We start from the raw sequence: 20,041 nt of genomic DNA, 5'->3' as shown, positions 1-20,041 counted from the left end.
GATTGTGACTTTCATGGCCGGAAATAACCCAGGGTTACGCAAAGTGAGAATGTGCTCACGAAAAAATACCGATAAATTCATTTTAGATTTGGATGAGATTGATGGCGCAATCATTAAACAGTATGACTTTTCCGCTTCATGGGGCTCGCTTAATTGAAGCATCCGCCGGGACGGGGAAAACCTTCACCATTGCTGCGTTGTATTTACGTTTGTTGCTTGGTCATGGCAAAGATGGGGCGGCTCATGCGATGCCGTTAACGGTCGATCAAATTCTCGTGGTGACCTTTACCGAGGCCGCAACCGCCGAATTGCGTGGACGGATCCGTCAGCGGATACATGAAGCGAGAATTGCGTTTGCTCGTAATACCACCGACGATCCGATATTGCAGCCGCTCTTGGCCGAGATCACTAATCGACAATTTGCCATTGAAACCTTATTGCAAGCTGAGCGCCAAATGGATGAAGCCGCCATCTTTACCATTCACGGTTTTTGTCAGCGAATGCTTACGCAAAATGCTTTTGAGTCAGGCAGCCGCTTTCAAAATGAATTTATTACGGATGAAAGCCAACTGAAACGACAAGTCGTGAATGATTATTGGCGCCGTCATTTTTATCCTTTACCAAGGGTTCTCGCCGCGCAAATTCAATCGTTATGGGCAACCCCAGAACAACTATTAAATGAAATTGGTACTTATCTTTCAGGGCCAGCGTTGAGTTTTCCTGCTATCAATTTGAAGATAGATTTAGTTGCCGCTTATCAACAACATCTTGAGCGAATTGAAAAAGTAAAAACATTGTGGAATCAAGACCGCAACACGATGTTCACTTTGATTGATGACTCTGGTATCAAACGTAATCCTTATAATAAAACCCGCTTACCAGCATGGTTAGATGAAATCCATCAGTGGGCAGAGAACAATACTGGTGACGGTAATGTGTGCGATAAATTGATCCGTTTTGCACAAAGTACCTTAAATACCGTAACCGATACCAAAAAAGGTCCTATCGCCCAGCACCCGGCTTTTGTGGCTATTGATGAGCTATTGGATAATCAGCCTGAATTTGATTTGATCTTTAAATACCAAGCGATTCAAGGTTGTCGGCAATTATTAGCACAAGCCAAACAGCGCCAAGCTCAATTGTCGTTTGATGACCTACTGAGTCAATTAGAGCAAGCGATTATTCAAGATCAAGACGGTTTGTTGACCGAGCGTATTCGCAGTTTATATCCGGTAGCGATGATCGATGAGTTTCAAGATACCGACCCGCAGCAATACCATATATTCCGTGAGATCTATTTGCATCAACCTCAAACCGGCTGGTTTATGATTGGCGACCCGAAACAGGCGATTTATGGCTTTCGGGGGGCGGATATTTTTACCTATATTCAGGCGCGTAATGAAGTGACGGAGCATTACACCTTAGAGACCAACTGGCGCTCTAGTGAAGCGGTTATCCAAGGGGTGAATGGCATTTTTACCTTTGATTCTCGCCCCTTTTTGTACGATGACGATATTCCTTTTATCTCAGTAAAAGCCAGCCCGAAAGCGGAAAAAATGCATTGGTTGATTGATGGAAAAAAACAACCGGCCATTGGGTTGTGGTGTCATCAAAATGAGCATGCTGGACCGGTAGCGACGCAAGATTACAACCAGGTTATGGCTCGTCAAACCGCTTATCAAATTCACCATATTTTAACGGCTGCGCAAAATAATCAAGCGCACTTTATGGATAAAAAAGGTCAAGCTCATCCTATTGAGGCCAGTGATATTGCAGTGTTGGTGCGGACTGGGCGAGAAGGCAAATTGATCAAACAGGCTTTAGCTGAACAAGGGATTGCCAGTGTTTACTTATCTAATCGGGATAGTGTTTTTGACAGTGATATCGCGGAAGATGTCTTACGTTTGTTGATGGCGTGTGCCAATCCAACGGATGAATCGGCGTTACGCGCGATTTTAGCTAGTGACCTGTTTGCCCTAAATATGCAGCAACTTGACGAGTTTAACCATGATGAAAATGCTTGGGAAAATGTCGCCAATGAGTTTGAACAATATCATCAATTATGGTTGCAGCGCGGTGTGTTGCCGATGATTCGAGCGGTGATGAGTCAGCGCCAGATTGCGCAGCGTTGGTTATCCGAAACAGAAGGAGAACGTAAAGTCACCGACTTCTTGCATTTATCGGAATTATTGCAACAGGCGAGCTTATCTTTGGAGGGGGAAAACGCACTCATTCGTTGGCTGGCTGATAATATTGACCAGCACGATGGGGAAATTAATGAGCAAACCCAGCGTTTAGAATCTGAGCGTAATTTGGTGCAAATCATCACGATTCATAAATCCAAAGGGTTGGAATATGACCTCGTTTTCTTGCCGTTTGCCAATAATTTTAAAGCGGCAAAAGTGGCGAAATACAACCTCAAAAGCCAAGGCGCTCAAACGGCGCAACAGCAAACTATTTTAGATTTATCAAAGCCAGAAGAAGGCTTGGCTTTGGCAGAAAAAGAACGTTTAGCTGAAGATTTGCGTTTGTTGTACGTGGCATTAACGCGAGCCGTTTATGGGTGCGTTATCGGTTTAGCTCCGTTGAAAAAAGGCAATAGTAAAAAAGACGAATCGACCGCGCATTTAAGTGCGATTGGTGCCATTTTACAGCACCATCAAGCGCAACCGAGCGCCGCTCTACAAACGGCGTGTCAGCAATTGAGTGCTCATGCATCATCGGTAGAAATGATGCCGATCCCAGCACAACCTAGTGCTCGATATCTGCCTAATATTGAATCAAGACCAGAGTTGAGCGCGCAAACCTTATCGGCGCACATTGATCGAGATTGGCGCATGACCAGCTACTCAAGTTTGGTTAAGCAATCTCATCATGGTCATTCTCTACAATCTATTTTTGATGCTGCGGTCGATGTGGATAAACCGTTAGATTCAGACGCCTTGGACTCATCATTAACCACCAATACATTGATTGAATCTGATGATCTTGAGCAAGTAGAGGCGGCTGAACGGAATCCATGGTCGATGTTTGAGTTTCCACGTGGCGCACGTCCCGGGACATTTTTACATACCGTGTTTGAACAAATTGAATTTACCGAGCCGGCGAGCAGTGAGAGTAATCGCCAAATTATCACCGACTTATTACAGCGTGAACAATATGATCTGCAATGGTTACCGGCGATTGAAGCGATGGTGAGCCGAGTGATGAACACGCCGTTAGATGGACAAAATTTACGTTTAGCGGACAAAGGCCCAACGCAACGTTTGGTGGAAATGGAATTTTTATTGCCGGTGAAATCGTTATTGGCGAGTCAATTAAATACAATGGTTAAAACCCATGATGAGCTCTCACAATTGGCCGATGATCTTCGCTTTTATAATGTGAAAGGCATGTTGAAAGGCTTTATCGATTTAGTGTTTGAACACCAAGGTAAATATTACATTTTAGACTGGAAATCAAATCATCTAGGTGACTCAGTTGAGGATTATCATCCCGAGAAATTACGCCAAGCTATGCTAGAGCATCGTTATGATTTTCAATACCAAATTTATGCTTTAGCCTTGCATCGTTTTCTACAAAGTCGATTAGCCGATTACGATTATCAGCAACATTTTGGTGGTGTGTATTATCTGTTTTTACGTGGCTTTGCCGAGGATGACGAGTCACAAGTGGAAGTGGGTCAACAATATGGCATCTTTCAAGCTAAGCCAAGCCAAACCTTGTTGCAGCAATTTGACCAATTATTAGAAGGGGAGTTGGTATGATGAATACGCTGACCAACACCAGCCATTCATGGGATGATAGTGAAACGTTAAGCTTGATTATGGGCTTAGAAAAGCTTGGCATTTTACGTGCCATTGATGCGCAATTTGCGCTATTTATCTATCAGCAAATCATCACTTCTTCACACGCGACGCAATCGATGACAAAAAATGAGGCTGAGCATTTGGCGTTATTAGCTTGCTTGGTGAGTGCAGAATTTGGTCGTGGGCATATTTGTTTATTGTTAGATGAATTAGACGTAGCCAAAAGTTTATCGCTAGCCTTTGTGTTTCGCCAACATCCAGAATGGCTAGAGCAATACGGCGCCTTGGTTGATACTTGGTCACAGCAAGATTGGTTATCCCTTATGACGGATTATGCCAACCGATCCGATGCGATTATAAGGCTGGCTACTTCAGCTCAAGGGTTACAAGCCGTACCTATGATGATTGAAGGTAACCGCTTGTATTTAACTCGTTATTGGTATTACGAGCAACAAGTGGCGCACGGCTTAATGGAAAGAGCCAATACCTTGTCGCAATCATCGGCTGCTTTATCGCTTGCCAAGCAAACACTCAATGATTTATTTGCACGTGATTATTCGTATCTTTGGCGAGAGCTCCAAACGGGTAAGCAAGATAGTTTGGCTTTACGTCAGCGCTTAGTGTGCGAAATGCTCGATGTGGTGGAAACCGAATCGCTAGATTGGACACGCATTGATGAGTGTTTAGTGAAGTCGAAATCGCTCACGGATTTAACAACTTTAGATTCATTAGTGCCGAATTCTGTATGTTTAAATTGGCAAAAAGTGGCCGCTTCGCTGGCGTTAACTCGTCAGTTTGCAGTGATTTCGGGTGGTCCTGGAACCGGTAAAACCACCACAGTTGCCAAATTATTAGCAGCACTAATAGTACAAGCACAACCTTCATTGCACAGCGAAAATGGGATTGGCGCGCCTATTATTAAGCTGGTGGCACCAACCGGCAAAGCCGCCGCACGCTTAACGGAATCCATAGGTTTAGCGATCGCTCAATTGCCAGTCACTGAACAAATTAAAGCGGCGATTCCTGCTCAATCCAGTACCATTCACCGCTTGTTGGGGGCAAGGCCAAATACTGTCGAGTACAAATATAACCGAGCGAATCCACTTCACTTGGATATTTTGGTGGTAGATGAAGCCTCAATGGTCGACTTACCCATGATGTATCGATTGTTGCAAGCTTTGCCGGCTCATGCGCGTTTAATTTTATTAGGCGATAAAGATCAATTGGCTTCGGTTGAAGCGGGCGCTATTTTAGGCGATTTATGCCAGTTTGCGTCTGTTGGCTATCAAAGTGAATTGCATCAGCGTTTAACCGAGTTGACAGGGTTTGCGACGTTACCGGCCAGCTCATCGGCTAATTTGGTTTCCGATAGCCTCTGTATGCTACAAAAAAGTTACCGTTTTCATGCACGTTCGGGCGTTGGTCAATTAGCCAAAGCCATTAACTCTGGCAATGAACACCTAGTCGAAAAGGTTTGGCAACAAGGGTTTAGTGATATAAGAAAACATGAAGTTCAAGCTCGTTTAGCGTCGCAAGTTAATGACAATGCGTTATCCGTTCAAGAAGCACAAAGCGCTATTTGTGTGATGATGCACCAAGCTTATCAAGCGTATTGTGAAGGTCTGCATCAGCCCCTACATTCTGTTGATGGTGCGTTACAAGGGGATTTATTTGCCGAGCCGGTTACGCCAAGCAAAACGGAAATGGAGCAAAAAGCACGCACCATTTTAAATGCCTTTTCTCACGCTCGGTTATTATGTGCGGTGCGAGAGGGGGAGTTTGGTGTTGAGCGCATGAATGGATTAATTGAGCAAGGGTTAGCACAGCAAAAATGTGTCACCATCAAAGAAGGAGAAGCTTGGTATATTGGGCGTCCCATTATGGTGACGCAAAATGATAGTGCTCAAGGTTTGCATAATGGTGATATTGGGATCTGTTTATTGGATGAAAGTGAGGCCATACCAAGGTTAAGAGTGTATTTTGAAATGCCTGATGGTCGAATAAAAGGTGTGTTACCTAGCCGCGTCCCTAAACATGAACTGGCGTTTGCCATGACCATTCATAAGTCGCAAGGAAGTGAATTTAGTCATACCGTGATGGTACTGCCCAATCAAATGAACCCTATTTTAACTCGCGAGCTGATTTATACCGGAGTGACTCGCGCGAAAGAACGATTGGATATGTTCGTTAATACGAATATTTTAGCTCAAGGGGTAAGAGTGAAAACCTTACGCCATAGCGGATTAAGTCAAAAGTTGTTATCTAAGTAACAGAATTAAATTACGTTCTTCTATATTCATAGAGTAAGAATAAATAATACAAAAGGTGAAGTATGTTTTTTGGCAATATAGAACGCTTGCAATGGAGCTCTATTCTTCCTGAATCTTTTATTGGCTACATTCAACAAGCCATTACTATCGCACAACAGAATCAAGAAAATGGTCGCTATGAGATTGATGGAGATAAGGTATTTTGTTTTTTAATGACACCAGAAACTGAATACATTGAAAGCCGCAAAACAGAAATTCATCGAGACTATCTTGATATTCAAATCATTTTAGATGGTGAAGAAACCTTTGGTTATTCAATTGAAACGCCGCAAGCGTTATTGGATAAACCTGAATATGAGAATGATGTTTTATTGTTTAATGAGGTAGGGAACGAGAGCTTTATTTCATTACGAGCCGGAGATTTCATTATTTTTTATCCAGGTGAAGCGCATCGACCACAATGTGCAACTCGTGAGCCAATGCAGGTAAGAAAGGCGGTGGTTAAGGTGCATAGGGATTTGATTTAATTCGTTTCTCGGAAAAAACGTGACTCGTTGCTCGATGATTTCAGTTAACATTCGAGTAACGAGCTACGAGAAACCGAGATACGTTTATACCTTTAACACTAATATTTTCGATTTACGTTGATAGTTATACAACCCTCGCTTCTCCATTGGCAGAGAATCCACGCCGACTTCTTCAAAACCTTGTTCTCTAAACCAGTGTAAGCTGTGAGTTGTGAGAACAAATAATTGAGTGATCCCCATGGTTTTGGCTTTTTGGCGCATGTGTTCAAGCAGTAATACACCTCGGTCACCATCGCGATAATCTGGATGGATTGCTACACAGGCCATTTCGGCCATTTTATCCTCCAGATATGGATACAAGGCGGCACAACCAATCACCAAACGATCTTTTTCAATAATGGTGAATTGATGGATCTCTTGTTCTAACTGTTCACGAGAGCGGCGTACTAAAATACCTTGTTCTTCTAATGGTTGGATAAGATCCAAAATGCCGCCGATGTCATGAATTTCCGCATGTCGAGTTTGTTCGGCGCTGGCCATCACCACTTGGGTGCCGATACCATCGAAAGAGAACAATTCTTGTAATAATGCCCCGTCTTCTTTGTAGCTGACTAAATGACAGCGAGGTACTCCCGCACGACAGGCAGTAAGTGCTCCGCGCAAAAATCGATAAGTCCCACTGGTATAGCCATTTTCGGTATTTTGATTTTGTTCGATTTGTCGTAAGAGTTTTTCGGCGCAGGTCGGAAAAAGTTCCGGAATCACCCGACCATCGTCATATAAAATCCCTTGCTCTGAACAAAAGCCGATCAGTTTATAAGCTTTTAAACGAATGGCAGTTTGGGTTGCCACATCTTCATACATTAGGTTAAAGCTTTCACCGGTGACCGAACTGGCAATCGGGCCTACGACCACAATGGACCCCATATCTAACATACGACTGATTGCTTCACTATCAATTCGACGTACTTTGCCACTATGACAATAATCAACCCCATCATCGACACCAAGTGGCTGTGCAATAATGAAATTACCACTAACAACGTTAAGTTGAGTCCCTTGCATTGGGGTGTTATTTAAGCTCATGGATAAGCGTGCAGTGAGCGCTAATTGTAGGCGACCTGCGGCTTGCATTGCCAGATTGAGAGCCGATTCATTGGTGACGCGAATCCCTTTGTGGTAATGCGACTCGCAATGGTTGCTCTGAAGGCTATCATTGATTTGTGGTCTGGCACCATACACCAAGACGATGCGTACCCCTAAGCTATGCAGCAGCGCAATGTCATTGATGATGTTGTCAAAGTTAGGGTCGGTAAAGACTTCACCGCCGAGCATAATGACCATGGTTTTACCACGATGAGCATTAACGTAGGGGGCGGATTGTCTAAAACCTTTAACCAGAGCTGTACTGCGCAATTTCACAATATCCTTTCCTTGGAATAAATTTATATGGGTTTTTATGTTAAAATAATGACTAAAAATTCAATCATTAGCAATGGTTTTTTAGTCAGTTCATTATGAGCGTTTAAAAAACAATGGCGGGATATTTTGTTGACCCCCTGACAAACTGGCTTTTTATTTCGCTATTGTGGTCGGCTGGACTGTAACGCTAATTTGTATCAAAGCATTGTTTATTACTTGTGTGACAAGCCTATTTTTGTCATTCTGCCTCCTGTTGTTATTTTTGTTATTGGATGATTTTTGTGTTTAATTTTCTCGCTTTACCTGCCTCAATTTGCTCTTTTCCTTCTCAGTCAGTAAAGCCATTTTTGACTCGTACGCTGACGTGTGCCTCGGTATTAATTTTATTTGGTTGTGCTCAGCCTACCGAACGAGGTCAGCAATATCTGGATGGTAAGTTAGAAACAACCTTGGAGCGTACTGATCAGATTGAAAGTGAAGCTCCTCGAGATTTTGAAACTTTTGCCGCTCAAGCGAAAAAAGTAGAAATGAAGTCACCCTCTTTAAAAGCCAAATATCAAAATTTATACGCACAATTAAATGTCTGGGCTCAAGAAAGCGGCGATCCTCAAGAATTAGCCAAATATGGGGTCAATGTTGAGCAACTGGCAGGAGCGGATAAAAAAGGTAATATTTTATTTACCGGCTATTTCTCGCCAGTGATTGAAATGCGACATACCCCAGATCATTTATTCAAATACCCAGTTTATGCCAAGCCGGAATGTGGCTCTGTTTGCCCGACCCGAGCTCAAATTTATGATGGTGCGCTCAAAGGTAAAGGGTTAGAGCTAGGTTATGCTTCCAATCGGATCGATCCATTTTTAATGGAAGTTCAAGGCAGCGGCTTTGTTCATTATGCCGATAATGATGAGCTCGACTATTTCGCTTATGCCGGAAAAAATAATCAACCTTATGTCAGTATTGGCCGTATCTTGATTGAGCGAGGTTTGGTTGCGAAAGAAGACATGTCGATGAAAGCGATTAAAGAGTGGGTGGCCGAAAATGATCCTGCTACAGTCAAAGAATTGCTTGAGCAAAACCCATCTTATGTGTTCTTTCAACATCAACCCGGCGCTGAAGTGGTGGGGTCTGCTGGCATTCCACTATTGCCAATGGCTTCAGTTGCCGCTGATCGTAGCCTCTTTCCAATGGGAACCCCCATTCTTGCTGAAGTCCCATTATTGGATGCCCATGGTAAATGGACAGGCGTTCATGTGTTGAAGTTGCTGATTGTGTTAGATACCGGCGGCGCAGTGAAAGGTGGTCATTTAGATTTGTATCATGGCATGGGGGCACGAGCTGGGATTGCTGCGGGTCACTATCGCCACTTTGGCCGAGTGTGGAAGTTAGATTTAACAGCGCCACCATTACAGATACCGGGGAATTAGATTTAAGAGCGTAGATCCCTAGCTCCTAGTTCCTGGTCCCTAGTTTCTAGAAGAAGTAAAAGCATATCTCGTGGCTAGTTGGTTCGAGAAGGGTTTTGCTCTTTCTAGCAGCGAAGCAAGCCTAGCAACTAGGAACTAGAGGCCTAATCTACTATAATGCGCCTCTTTTGATTTTGCGGTAAATAAGGCTTTTCATGAAAACACTTCCCCCAGCATCAGACAATTATGATCAACGCTTTGGTGGCACCCGTCGCTTATATGGTCATAATGAAGTCGATATATTACGTTCAGCTCACGTGTGTGTCGTTGGGATCGGTGGCGTGGGCTCATGGGCCGTTGAGGCGTTAGCACGTACCGGGATCGGTGAGTTAACCTTAATCGATATGGATGATGTGTGCGTGACCAATATCAACCGTCAAATTCATGCCTTAAACGGTACGGTCGGACAAAGCAAAATTGAAGTGATGGCCGAACGTGTTGCGCTAATCAATCCAGACTGTAAGGTCAATTTGATTGATGATTTTATTACCCCTGACAATGTGCGCGAGTACATCAGCAAAGAGTTTGATTACGTGTTGGATGCCATTGATAGCATTAAGCCGAAAGCCGCCTTATTAGCCTATTGTCGCAGTAATAAAATCAAAGTGATCACGACCGGCGGAGCGGGGGGACAAACTGATCCAACCCAAATTCAAATTGCCGATTTAACCAAAACGATTCAAGACCCTTTAGCGAAAAAGTTAAAAGACACCTTACGTCGTCATCATAACTTTAGTAAAAATCCGCAACGTAAATTTGGCATCGATTGCGTATTTTCAACTGAACAACTTAAATATCCGCAAGCGGATGGTTCAGTGTGTGGCGTAAAAGCGACGGCAGAAGGGCCGAAGAGAATGGATTGTGCGAGTGGGTTTGGTGCGGCAACGGTCGTGACAGCGACCTTTGGGTTTGTTGCAGTTTCACGTATTGTTGAGAAGTTGATTCAGAAGTATAAGCTAGTTCCTAGTTCCTAGTTCCTAGTTCCTAGTTCCTAGTTCCTAGTTCCTAGTTCCTAGTTCCTAGGGCGCGTAACTCATAAGCTTGGGCGCTTTGCTGCTCGTGGCTTGAAAGAGCTAAAGCGCTAGGGAAATTGAACCTAATCATAAAAAACAATATTTATCCGTCACCCTGAAAAGCGATGAACAAGCGCAGTTCAGGATCTCCTACCTCTTATTGATACTCAAAGTGGTGTAGGAGATTCTAAACCGTTTATGCCTCACTTTTGGAATGACGGTACTTTTAATACGAGATTGAATTTATGCATCCATTTGGTAATACCATCACAGCGCAAACTATCATCGAGACAATGTCTAGCTTTACAAGCTGGGAGGAGCGTTATCGTCAGGTGATCATGTGGGGGAAACAACTGCCGAAAATGGGTGAAGCCTTAAAGCAGGAGCAATTATTGGTCTCCGGTTGTGAAAGTAAGGTGTGGTTGGTGTCGGAATTTGATGGCATGCAGTGGCACTTTCAAGCCGATTCTGATGCGAGAATTGTGCGCGGTTTAATTGCATTGGTACTTGCGGCCTTTGAAGGGCAGTCGACTCAAGCGATTTGTGAATTTGATGAGCAAGCCTATTTTGATCAATTAGGTTTAATTAATCATTTAAGCCCATCCCGTGGCAATGGGCTTAAAGCGATTGTGGAACAAATTAAACAAGCGGCCCAAGCTAAGGGTTAATGCGTCGTAACTCATACTCGATCTTACACATCCACTAGTTAGTCACGACTAGATCGTACAAAGTCGGCCTGCTGGTATCGTAACTCACAATTGGACAAAACCTTGTTAGACCTGATGCTCTAAAAAGGTTCTGTCAGATTAGGAAAAGTATGTTGAAGCCTTGAACGTTTGCTATATGCGTTACTTACGTGATCTTAAAAGCGTACGTGTTTCTTTGAGTGCAGTCTGAAGTATTCTTGTGGTTTCAGCTGACTTTTGAGCCTCCATTTTACTTACTTCTAAATCAATGGTTGTTTCACCTTTTTTAAGCACAAAATTGCGTTCTGTCGCTAACAGGCTTTCAACCACCTTTGCTTTTAAAGCATTATCGTCACCATGTACTGCTATATTTAAGGCGGTCAACTTACTCTCTATGTTAGTAAGTTCGTTCTGAAAGTACTTCATATCGTTCAGGTTTGCACGATATAAACGAAGGAAAAAGTATGAAAATACTTCAATAAATAGAACAACTGAAAGTCTTGGTATGTAGTATAAAATGTAATCCGTTAATATATTGCCAGTCATAGAATTATCTGCATCATATACAAAGCCACCAACGACTAACATGTATGCGAGTACGCTAATTCCTAAAACTGTCGTCACACTACCAATGAACAAATTAACATTTGCTCGACTAGATAACGTTCGAATTTCACTTTCTACACGCGCTCTAAACTGATAGCTTGCCTTCTGTGTCTGCTCGAAAGCGTCATACGAATTAACTTCAGCTTTAAAACTGCTAATTAAATCTGATGTCAGTTTCTCATTTACATCTGATTTAACTTCATTTAATACGTTTTTATAATCTTCTGCTGAAATACTTTCTTCATTTGTTCTGCTTTTTTCTTTAGCAATTTCAATCTCAAGTTGAGCTAGCTTTCGTTGCATCATTCGATTGGTAGATAGAGACGATGTTGAGTTTTTTACGAACAACTCGTCAAAAACAACCAATGCGACACCTAAAGCTGTTAGTCCAATACCCATTAGTTGATGAAATTGAGAAATTTCACGAATTGAGCCTAGACCAAAAAGTGAAAACGTTGATACTACTATCAACATCGTACCAATTAGAATCATGGGACGCGAAGCTAACGTTCGGTTGACGTTACCACTAATTGATGAACTGACGTTTCCTTGTATATGTTGAACCTGAACTGTACTTTCACTTGTTTTTTCTGTCATTTATATTTCTCATTATTCATTGCTCCATAAAGCATATAACGCCGCATTAAGGTGTGAGCAACGCTACTACGAAACTTAACCAGACCACCATAAACACGAAGCCCGACGATGGAATGAAAAATTCCAAGCGTTGGGAATCACTCTTAAATGCTTGTAATCTGCGTTATCCATTTTCCATCAAATGTTCCATTTCATTATCAGATAATGTCAGCGTTATATTTCTCTCTGAGTCAGCCTTAAACTTCCCTCTAACCCTTACTATACCTTGCTCCATGCCCTCAAGAATTCCAGCATAGTTTCCTTTCCAAATCTCACTAGGTAAGCCTTCAACTGAAAGCCTTAATGCGTCCCAAACAAGAGTGACGTATGAAGGACCACCTTCAAATGATGATGAAACTATCCCCACAACGTGCCCTTCTTCATTAAAAACGGGACCACCACTCATCCCCCCTAAAGTTTCCATATCAACTTCAACACATGGCGATGGCATTCTTTCGCCTCTACCATGGGGGAAGCAGTTTGTAACTAGTCCTGAAGCAAGCAGGGGGCTCACCGAAGCAACGTCCTCTCCAATTTCGCCATCTCGAAAGCCAACTGCCCATAACCTTGTCCCTATTAATGGAAGACATAGTTCCATCGGTACTAGTGATAATGGATACTCAACATGAGCTTCTGAGTTAAGGTTGCATGACACTATAGTAAGATCGGATACTTTTTTTGAATTAGGATCCCATGGACTGTATGAGCTAGGTCCGGAACAAGTAACTGTCGAAGTAGGTAACCAAGCTCGAGCTTTATTCTCTGGCAAAAATGAAAGTAAAACAGGACCAGATCCCGTTCTCGGAAATTCGTCAAACACATGAGAGGCAGTAAGTACTAGCCCTGGTCCCACGATAATCCCACTGCCTATGCTTTTCAACTTACCATCAAAGTAACCTGCAATAGAAACAATCGCATCACTAGCTTGATATAAATTATCTAAGGAACCTAACCCGTCATCTGCTGTAAACGCAGGACGCCCCCATTTGAGTTCAAGGTTTTTTAGTTCTGTGTTTTTTTCTGTAATGACAACTCTATGCACTTGCCTGACCTTATTTAACTTGAGAGAAAATATGACTGAAGCCTAACAATTTAATAGACGGAAAAAATCCATATAGTCTTTCCATCTATCATTCCATTCGTTTTTTCATTCAACCAGTTAAATTACTAAATTTATTCATAAATTAGGATTTATCTCATATTTACTCAGCATAAAATGCGGAAATAATCCGTATAGTTCACCAAAGCCAATTCGTGATAAAGAACTGTGAATTTACTCAGTACCTAAAACTAACCAAAAACCAGAGCCATATTTCAGATTCATGCGTATTTAGCTTTCTAACTCAAAACCCAATTATTCTAATTTCAAGCTATGCGGGATTAGCAACATATAGCATGAGGAAATATATGGAAAAAGAAAATCATTGTAGCCGTTGCAAGGCTACTGGCTAACGCATTTTGGGGCTGAACCGACTTAGGGCAACCGGTCAGATCTAGTCACACTGAGGAAACGAAACTGACAGATTGCATTCAAACTAATTCAGCTAATGCGTCGAGCTTAATTTTTCTTAGTACCTTAATTCTTCTTACTAAGCTTTTTGTTCTGAATAACCTTACTTGTTATCAATCAATGAAAGCGTTGGGTTAAAGTAAATCGAGCGCTTTATTCAATGCGCTTAAGAAGGCATCGATATCGTGCGCATTGTTGTATATTCCCAGCGAGACACGTACGGTGCCGTTAATGCCTAACGCATCCATGAAGGGGTGAGCACAATGATGCCCGGAACGGACAGCGATATTTTGTTGATCCAGTAACGTCGCAATATCATTGTGGTGGATAATTTCACCCTCTAATTCCACAATAAAACTCACCACACTGGCGTTGGGCTGTAAGCCAATCAGTTGCACACCCTCGATACTTTGCAAACCTGAAACCAGTTGTTGATGGAGCTGATGATAATACGCTGCCACTTGCTGTGGATCGAAATCATTGAGCCAGCGAATGGCTGCGCTCAGTGCAATCGCACCGGCTACATTGGGAGTACCAGCTTCAAATTTACCAGGCAAGCCGGTGAAAGAGGTGTGTTCAAAGCTGACTTTTTCCACCATTTTACCACCGCCGTGCCAGACGGGCATCGCTTCGAGCAAAGCTTGTTTGCCATACAGCACACCGATACCGGTTGGCGCATACAATTTATGGCCGGAGAAAATGTAAAAGTCACAATCTAATGCCTGAACGGCTACTTTCTCATGCACGATCCCTTGTGCACCATCAATCAAAACAATCGCACCGGCTTGATGGGCAAGCTTGATGATGGCTTCAATTGGTTGACGAGTCGCGGTGACATTGGTCATGTGTGCCGCTGCCACGATTTTGGTTTTTTCATTAAGCAAAGTTTGATAAGCCGCCATGTCCCATTGACAGTCCTGGGTCATAGGCACTTTGACGACAATGGCTCCAGTTTGTTGCGCCACGATTTGCCACGGCACGATATTGGCATGATGTTCCATTTCACCGACTAAAATCTCATCACCGGGCTTAAGGTTTTGCCGTGCATAAGTTTGAGCCACTAGGTTGATCGCTTCGGTTGCTCCACGAGTCCAAATGATTTCCTTAGTTGAGTTGGCCCCAATGAAATCTTGTACGCATTGACGTGCTTGTTCAAACTGGCTGGTGGCTTGAGCGGTTAAGCTATGGCTACCACGATGTACATTGGCATTATGGCTTGCATAATAATGGTTGATGGCATCAATCACGCATTGCGGCTTTTGAGTGGTTGCCGCGCTATCCAAGTAGACCAAAGGGAAATCACTATTTAAGGCTGGAAACTGACGACGGACACTTTCGCTATCAAAATGGGATGGAGTTAATAACATATTCAGCCTTTTACAAAACATCAAGGGTTGGGAAAGGGAGTATAGAGGAAATTAAACAGAGCGGAAACGTTATCAAAAATGAAGTTTAAGAATAATCGTTTTCTAATTTCTTAATTTGTTGATACAGCGCACTATGAGTTGGCAAATGGAGATCATATTGCTTGGCTTTTTTGAGTAAGAACCCAGTAATAAAATCGATCTCGGTTGGACGTTGGTGCTGGATATCTTGATACATTGAGGAATAATTATCCGCCGTCGCTTCAATGACTTGATATATATATTGTTGTAATTCATCTAAGGGAAAGGCTGGTCCTGCTAATTGCATTACTTGATGGCACTCTTGAATCAGTGCGTGTAATTGAGCGTGATATTGCTCTTGGGTTAACGCACCATTTTTGCAGTGATAATAGGCGGTACTTGGATTGATCACACAGTTGACGGCCAGTTTTTTCCATAAAGCCGCTTGAATATTATCATCCCAAATCACGCTAGGTAAGGCTAAGTTGAGCTGAGAGAGCAAGTGTTGCGACAAGGCGGGCTGGTGAGCCTGATAACGACCAATGAGAGTCAGGCCATGACCGGTATGTTTGACTTGCTGGGATGAGGGTTTAAAAGCCGCTTGGGTGGTGGTGGCTAGGTAAAGGCAATGCTGTTGCCACTGTTTACCCAACGTATCCAATGCGCCCATGCCATTGTGCAAAAAAATCAGTGGTGTTTGTGCGGTGATGAAGGAATATAAAGGCGCGATGGCTTGATTAACTTGCGTTGATTTAACGGTAATCAGGATAACATCGCAGGTTGTTAATTGAGATAACGCATTGGCTGAAAAAGTTTGAATTGGATTATCATCAAGCTGAATTTGTAATTGAGTTGGCGATTTATCACGTGTCATGGTAAGCACTTGGTGGCCAGCTTGCTGTAATTTATATGCCCAGAGCGCTCCAATGGCTCCGATGCCGATAATCGCGATTTTCATGGTTCGATCTTTTATGATTGCGTTGAACGATGAGGATAGCTTACCGCAAAAAACACAATGGCGCAGATTGAAATGCAATCTGCGCCATTGTTATTTAAGTGATGACGATTTGCCCACTAATGGATGACTTAGAACTTATAAGTCACGTCAAAGTAGTGAGAAATACCGGTTGATTCCAGCGCACTGCTGTCTTTAATACCGTATATGTTGTAATAGCCTTTTAATCCATAACCAACAGCGAATTGTTTGTTATGCCAGTATAAACCGTTGAACATAGCACCACCATTTGATGCTGTTGCATATTCATCTTTCATACCAAATTGGTAATCAATGTAACCTTGGTAAGAGATGAAAGAGCCATTGTCAAAGGTGTAGAAAGGTTTGAACCAGTTAGTTGAGATTTGGTAACCATTCCAATCATTTTTGTTTGAATCATAAGTCGCGTATAGGTTTAAGCCCATTTTGCCAAACCAAGGCATATTGATGTCAGAACCTAGACCAACTTTTTGAGTGTTTACACCGAGAGTTGTATCTCGACCACCATCCCATTCAAATAATGTTGCTACGTATAACTCTTGTACTGGACCAAAAGATAAATCGTGACCTGTCATCGCATCGATAGACATACGAGGTGCAAACTTCATGTAAATTTTGTCTTTTTCACCATTTGCTTTGTCGGTATCGTCAGAGTCATCATTGCTGAATAAGTTAAATACATCAACATAACCGTATAGATCAAAAATTCCCGAACGACCACCAAATTCCATTTCTAAATAATCGTGAGCATTAGAGCCAGAGCTAGCTTCCGGTTTTTCTCCAACAGAATACATCAGATTGAAGTTAACGAATTTGTAGTCGTTCTTATGGATATCATCTGAATAGTCTGCTGCTAATACTGGTGCTGATGCCGCAACAAGACTAAGAGCTAAAAGTGTTTTGCGCATGAGTGGGCTCTCTTTTAATCTAAATTTAAAATTTTTACACCGGTTATCGATGTGGTCTTTAAAAGCGTCGCAGATAATAGCTATTTCGATCTCACTTGTAAGTGATAAAACGTGCAAAATTAAAAATACATTGTGATAGTTGTCACAATAAAGAAATAAACAATGGAACTTGTTGTTAATCTTTGTACAAGAATTTAAAAAGAGAATAAAAAACGCCCAAAGCAACCGCTTGCTTTGGGCGTTTTTTGCTCGGCTCTATTAGCGCTTAGTTTTGATTACGTGCTTTTTCGAGTAAGTTATGAAAATAATGACGTAAAGAGTACAGCATGATTAAGCTCGGTATTACCATGAGCGCAGTGATAATGAAAAAGAGTGGCCAACTGTTCAGTGTATCCACTAATTCGCCACTAAACGAGGCGAGAGTGGTGCGGCCAAAATTGCCCAGTGATGCTAATAAGGCGTATTGAGTCGCAGAAAACGCTTGCCCCGTCAATACCGTTAAGAAAGACACAAAGGCGACGGTAGAGAAGGCGGTAGTAAAGTTATCGACTAAAACCGTGGCTAATAATAAATGCTCATTAGGGCCGACCGAGGCTATCCAAGCAAACATTAAATTACTGCTCGCCATGGCAATGCCGCCCATCATGAGCCCTTTAACAATGCCAAATCGAACATTAAACATACTGCCTACAAAGGTAAACAGCATCGTAGCGCCCCAACCAATTAATTTTGAATATTCACCAATTTGCTCGTTACTAAATCCCACTTCTTTGTAAAACACAATCGACATTCGACCAAGGAAGGCTTCACCAATTTTAAACAGAAAGACGAACAATAGCAGCGTCACTGCCACACCAACCCCATTACGGCGGAAGAAATCAAGGAAAGGCTCTACGACGGTTACTGTTAACCAAGCGGCTATTTTCGAATTAACGACTTTTTTATGGCGATCTTCCGCTTGTTGTTGCAGGTGATCTCGCTGGGTGGTGGGCTCACCAGTTAACAAAGTAAAGATCATCAGCAAGACAATCACCCCGGTCATACCGTAATACACTGTATTCCAGCCATACGCATCAGCATTGGAGAACGCGAGATAGCCAGGAAGTGAATAGCCAGTCCACCAACCAATAACAGCCATGGCGGAAGCTTGAGGTAACTTACTATTATTACTTTTGGGGAAGGTGTCGATACGAAAAGCATCTATTGCGATATCTTGAGTGGCAGATGCCGTCGAAATGGCTAAGGCAAAAGCGGAAATGAGGATTAAATGGTTTTCAGGGTGCAAGCCTGCCATGAAGAAGGTACACACCAATATGATGGCTTGACATAACAAGATCCAACTACGACGCTGACCTAACCAAGCGTGTAAGAGGGGGATTTTGACTCTATCGATTAAGGGAGCCCATAAAAAGTTAATGGCATAAACAGCAAATACCGCACCAAAATAGCCAATGGTTGAGCGAGTTAATCCTGCATCGGATAACCAACCTGACATGTTAGAGCCGATTAATACCCAAGGAAAGCCACTAGAACAACCTAACATGAATACCCACAGCAGACGTTTATCTAAGTAGGTTTGAATGGTTGCCTTCCAAGTCATAGAGGCCATGTATTACTCCTAGGTGTACAAAAGAAAATTCAGCCATCGTAGAAGATGGCTGAAGGCTGTAAAGTCAAAGTATGGGTGTTATTGCTTGACCGTCACTTTGGTGATGACGATCGGAGTCACTGGGACGTCTTTCATCATTCCCATTGATTGGGTCGGTTTGCGAGCCATGGCACGAATAACATCAAATCCTTTGGTCACTTTACCAAAAACGGCATAACCGGCTGAGTTACGTGAATAGTTAAGAAAATCATTATCCGCTAAATTAATAAAAAATTGGCGGGTGGCTGAGTTTGGATTACTAGTCCGTGCCATCGCCACTGTTGCGGTTAGGTTTTCAAGTCCATTGCTGGCTTCATTACGAATAGGGGAGTATGACGAGCGTTCATTCATTTGCTCGTCAAAGCCACCACCTTGAGCCATAAAGCCAGGAATAACACGGTGGAACTGAGTACCGACATAGCTGCCATCATTGACATACTTCATGAAGTTTTCTACCGAGATCGGTGCTTGTTGTTGATTGAGCTCGACAGTAAAGCGGCCTAATGTGGTTTCAAATTCGACAGTCGGTGCAGCAAAAGAAGCACTGCTGAACAAGATTAATAAGCTAAATAAAAACGTTTTCATTAAAAATTACTCTTCATGTACTTAGTCAACTCGGTGTCTTTGGCTATCGTAGTTAAGACTCGGCTAGAAACACGGTTAATGACTTCTTCAACATCGGCTTTATCCGCTGAAAATGACCCGGACTTAGTGCCTGAACCCGTATAAGTACGAACAAACTTACCATTTGGTGTTTCTGCCGTCAGTTTGAGTGTCACTTTACCTTCAATGTCGTATTTCATTGGCGATTGGGTCACGGTAGCCAAAGCATCAACGACTTGTAAGTTAACAATATTATTGCTGTTTTTCGTCATGGTAAAACCTTGAGAGAAAAACTGTTGGTAAACGGCGGCTTCATACGCTTTGCGAACATTTTGCTTAGCGTGCATCGGTTGAACTTGCTCTTGGCCTTCTTGTTTGATAACCGCAATAAATTGTGCATTTCGGACATCTTGGCTCGTGAGTGTGAAAGCTAGGCCATCGGCAACTTTACTTGAGCTGAGCGTTGAAGAAGGCGTGAGGTTCACTAAGTCATTTTGAGATACGCTGGCACAAGCGGTTAATAACAAAGCAGTGCAGAGTAGGAGCCATTTTTTCATA

Annotated in this window: 15 protein-coding genes; 6 read left to right on the top strand and 9 right to left on the bottom strand. The window is 42.6% G+C overall.

What is annotated here, in order from left to right:
• Positions 1-101: 101 nt before the first annotated feature.
• The 3 genes from recB (at position 102) to VCA1004_RS08165 (ending at position 6,606) form a co-directional block, all read left to right on the top strand.
• Positions 102-3,767, top strand: a complete 3,666-nt coding sequence (gene recB, locus VCA1004_RS08175) for an exodeoxyribonuclease V subunit beta (protein WP_086983233.1) — start codon at positions 102-104, stop codon at positions 3,765-3,767.
• The gene (recD, locus tag VCA1004_RS08170; RefSeq protein ID WP_232012584.1) at positions 3,764-6,079 is read left to right on the top strand and encodes an exodeoxyribonuclease V subunit alpha; all 2,316 of its coding nucleotides are present in this window, start codon (positions 3,764-3,766) and stop codon (positions 6,077-6,079) included. Before recB ends, recD begins: the two co-directional genes overlap by 4 nt.
• A gap of 62 nt (positions 6,080-6,141) precedes the next feature.
• Positions 6,142-6,606 carry a YhcH/YjgK/YiaL family protein gene (locus VCA1004_RS08165; protein ID WP_086983235.1) on the top strand — a complete coding sequence of 155 codons (465 nt, stop codon included), beginning with the start codon at positions 6,142-6,144 and terminating at the stop codon, positions 6,604-6,606.
• An 84-nt stretch (positions 6,607-6,690) separates the two neighbouring features.
• On the opposite strand, the gene argA is transcribed toward VCA1004_RS08165, so the two are convergent.
• A complete protein-coding gene (gene argA / locus VCA1004_RS08160) occupies positions 6,691-8,028 on the bottom strand; it encodes an amino-acid N-acetyltransferase (protein ID WP_086983238.1) in 1,338 nt (445 codons plus the stop codon).
• 347 nt (positions 8,029-8,375) lie between these two features.
• Here argA and mltA point away from each other — a divergent pair, with 347 nt between their 5' ends.
• The 3 genes from mltA to csdE all read left to right on the top strand — a co-directional run bounded on the left by mltA (position 8,376) and on the right by csdE (position 11,175).
• Positions 8,376-9,455 (top strand): murein transglycosylase A, encoded by a 1,080-nt coding sequence (mltA, locus tag VCA1004_RS08155; RefSeq protein WP_232012644.1) that lies wholly within the window; start codon positions 8,376-8,378, stop codon positions 9,453-9,455.
• Positions 9,456-9,649: 194 nt separating this feature from the next.
• Entirely contained in the window at positions 9,650-10,468 is an 819-nt protein-coding gene (gene tcdA, locus VCA1004_RS08150) for a tRNA cyclic N6-threonylcarbamoyladenosine(37) synthase TcdA (RefSeq protein WP_086983242.1), read from the top strand.
• A 284-nt stretch (positions 10,469-10,752) separates the two neighbouring features.
• Positions 10,753-11,175 (top strand): cysteine desulfurase sulfur acceptor subunit CsdE, encoded by a 423-nt coding sequence (gene csdE, locus VCA1004_RS08145; RefSeq protein ID WP_086983244.1) that lies wholly within the window; start codon positions 10,753-10,755, stop codon positions 11,173-11,175.
• A 180-nt stretch (positions 11,176-11,355) separates the two neighbouring features.
• Here csdE and VCA1004_RS08140 read toward each other — a convergent pair whose 3' ends face one another.
• From VCA1004_RS08140 to VCA1004_RS08105, 8 genes are all read right to left on the bottom strand, one after another.
• Positions 11,356-12,396, bottom strand: coding sequence for a hypothetical protein (locus VCA1004_RS08140; protein ID WP_086983246.1), 1,041 nt, complete (start codon positions 12,394-12,396; stop codon positions 11,356-11,358).
• A gap of 163 nt (positions 12,397-12,559) precedes the next feature.
• On the bottom strand, positions 12,560-13,477 hold the full coding sequence (locus VCA1004_RS08135) for a S1 family peptidase (protein WP_164520848.1): 918 nt from the start codon (positions 13,475-13,477) through the stop codon (positions 12,560-12,562).
• A gap of 602 nt (positions 13,478-14,079) precedes the next feature.
• Positions 14,080-15,312: a cysteine desulfurase CsdA gene (gene csdA / locus VCA1004_RS08130; RefSeq protein ID WP_086983250.1), complete on the bottom strand. Its 1,233-nt coding sequence runs from the start codon at positions 15,310-15,312 to the stop codon at positions 14,080-14,082.
• Positions 15,313-15,397: 85 nt separating this feature from the next.
• Positions 15,398-16,288: a 2-dehydropantoate 2-reductase gene (locus VCA1004_RS08125; protein ID WP_086983252.1), complete on the bottom strand. Its 891-nt coding sequence runs from the start codon at positions 16,286-16,288 to the stop codon at positions 15,398-15,400.
• A 128-nt stretch (positions 16,289-16,416) separates the two neighbouring features.
• Positions 16,417-17,232 carry a nucleoside-specific channel-forming Tsx family protein gene (locus tag VCA1004_RS08120; RefSeq protein ID WP_086983254.1) on the bottom strand — a complete coding sequence of 272 codons (816 nt, stop codon included), beginning with the start codon at positions 17,230-17,232 and terminating at the stop codon, positions 16,417-16,419.
• A gap of 265 nt (positions 17,233-17,497) precedes the next feature.
• Positions 17,498-18,841: an AmpG family muropeptide MFS transporter gene (locus tag VCA1004_RS08115; protein ID WP_086983255.1), complete on the bottom strand. Its 1,344-nt coding sequence runs from the start codon at positions 18,839-18,841 to the stop codon at positions 17,498-17,500.
• Positions 18,842-18,919: 78 nt separating this feature from the next.
• Complete coding sequence (locus VCA1004_RS08110; RefSeq protein ID WP_086983257.1) at positions 18,920-19,465, bottom strand: peptidylprolyl isomerase; 546 nt, start codon at positions 19,463-19,465, stop codon at positions 18,920-18,922.
• Positions 19,465-20,040 carry a YajG family lipoprotein gene (locus tag VCA1004_RS08105; protein WP_086983259.1) on the bottom strand — a complete coding sequence of 192 codons (576 nt, stop codon included), beginning with the start codon at positions 20,038-20,040 and terminating at the stop codon, positions 19,465-19,467. Before VCA1004_RS08105 ends, VCA1004_RS08110 begins: the two co-directional genes overlap by 1 nt.
• Between the last annotated feature and the right edge of the window lies 1 nt (position 20,041).

The organism is Vibrio aphrogenes (assembly GCF_002157735.2).
GTDB classification, from domain to species: domain Bacteria; phylum Pseudomonadota; class Gammaproteobacteria; order Enterobacterales; family Vibrionaceae; genus Vibrio; species Vibrio aphrogenes.
This window is presented reverse-complemented; position numbering and strand designations above follow the sequence as displayed.

What these genes read in the sequence shown, in the direction of transcription:
- recD (WP_232012584.1), top strand. Translation starts at nt 3,764, where the DNA reads ATGATGAATACGCTGACCAACACCAGCCATTCATGGGATGATAGTGAA.
- VCA1004_RS08105 (WP_086983259.1), bottom strand. Translation starts at nt 20,040, where the DNA reads ATGAAAAAATGGCTCCTACTCTGCACTGCTTTGTTATTAACCGCTTGT.
- VCA1004_RS08120 (WP_086983254.1), bottom strand. Translation starts at nt 17,232, where the DNA reads ATGCGCAAAACACTTTTAGCTCTTAGTCTTGTTGCGGCATCAGCACCA.
- VCA1004_RS08115 (WP_086983255.1), bottom strand. Translation starts at nt 18,841, where the DNA reads ATGGCCTCTATGACTTGGAAGGCAACCATTCAAACCTACTTAGATAAA.
- VCA1004_RS08165 (WP_086983235.1), top strand. Translation starts at nt 6,142, where the DNA reads ATGTTTTTTGGCAATATAGAACGCTTGCAATGGAGCTCTATTCTTCCT.
- recB (WP_086983233.1), top strand. Translation starts at nt 102, where the DNA reads ATGGCGCAATCATTAAACAGTATGACTTTTCCGCTTCATGGGGCTCGC.
- VCA1004_RS08125 (WP_086983252.1), bottom strand. Translation starts at nt 16,288, where the DNA reads ATGAAAATCGCGATTATCGGCATCGGAGCCATTGGAGCGCTCTGGGCA.
- VCA1004_RS08110 (WP_086983257.1), bottom strand. Translation starts at nt 19,465, where the DNA reads ATGAAAACGTTTTTATTTAGCTTATTAATCTTGTTCAGCAGTGCTTCT.
- csdE (WP_086983244.1), top strand. Translation starts at nt 10,753, where the DNA reads ATGCATCCATTTGGTAATACCATCACAGCGCAAACTATCATCGAGACA.
- csdA (WP_086983250.1), bottom strand. Translation starts at nt 15,312, where the DNA reads ATGTTATTAACTCCATCCCATTTTGATAGCGAAAGTGTCCGTCGTCAG.
- VCA1004_RS08140 (WP_086983246.1), bottom strand. Translation starts at nt 12,396, where the DNA reads ATGACAGAAAAAACAAGTGAAAGTACAGTTCAGGTTCAACATATACAA.
- tcdA (WP_086983242.1), top strand. Translation starts at nt 9,650, where the DNA reads ATGAAAACACTTCCCCCAGCATCAGACAATTATGATCAACGCTTTGGT.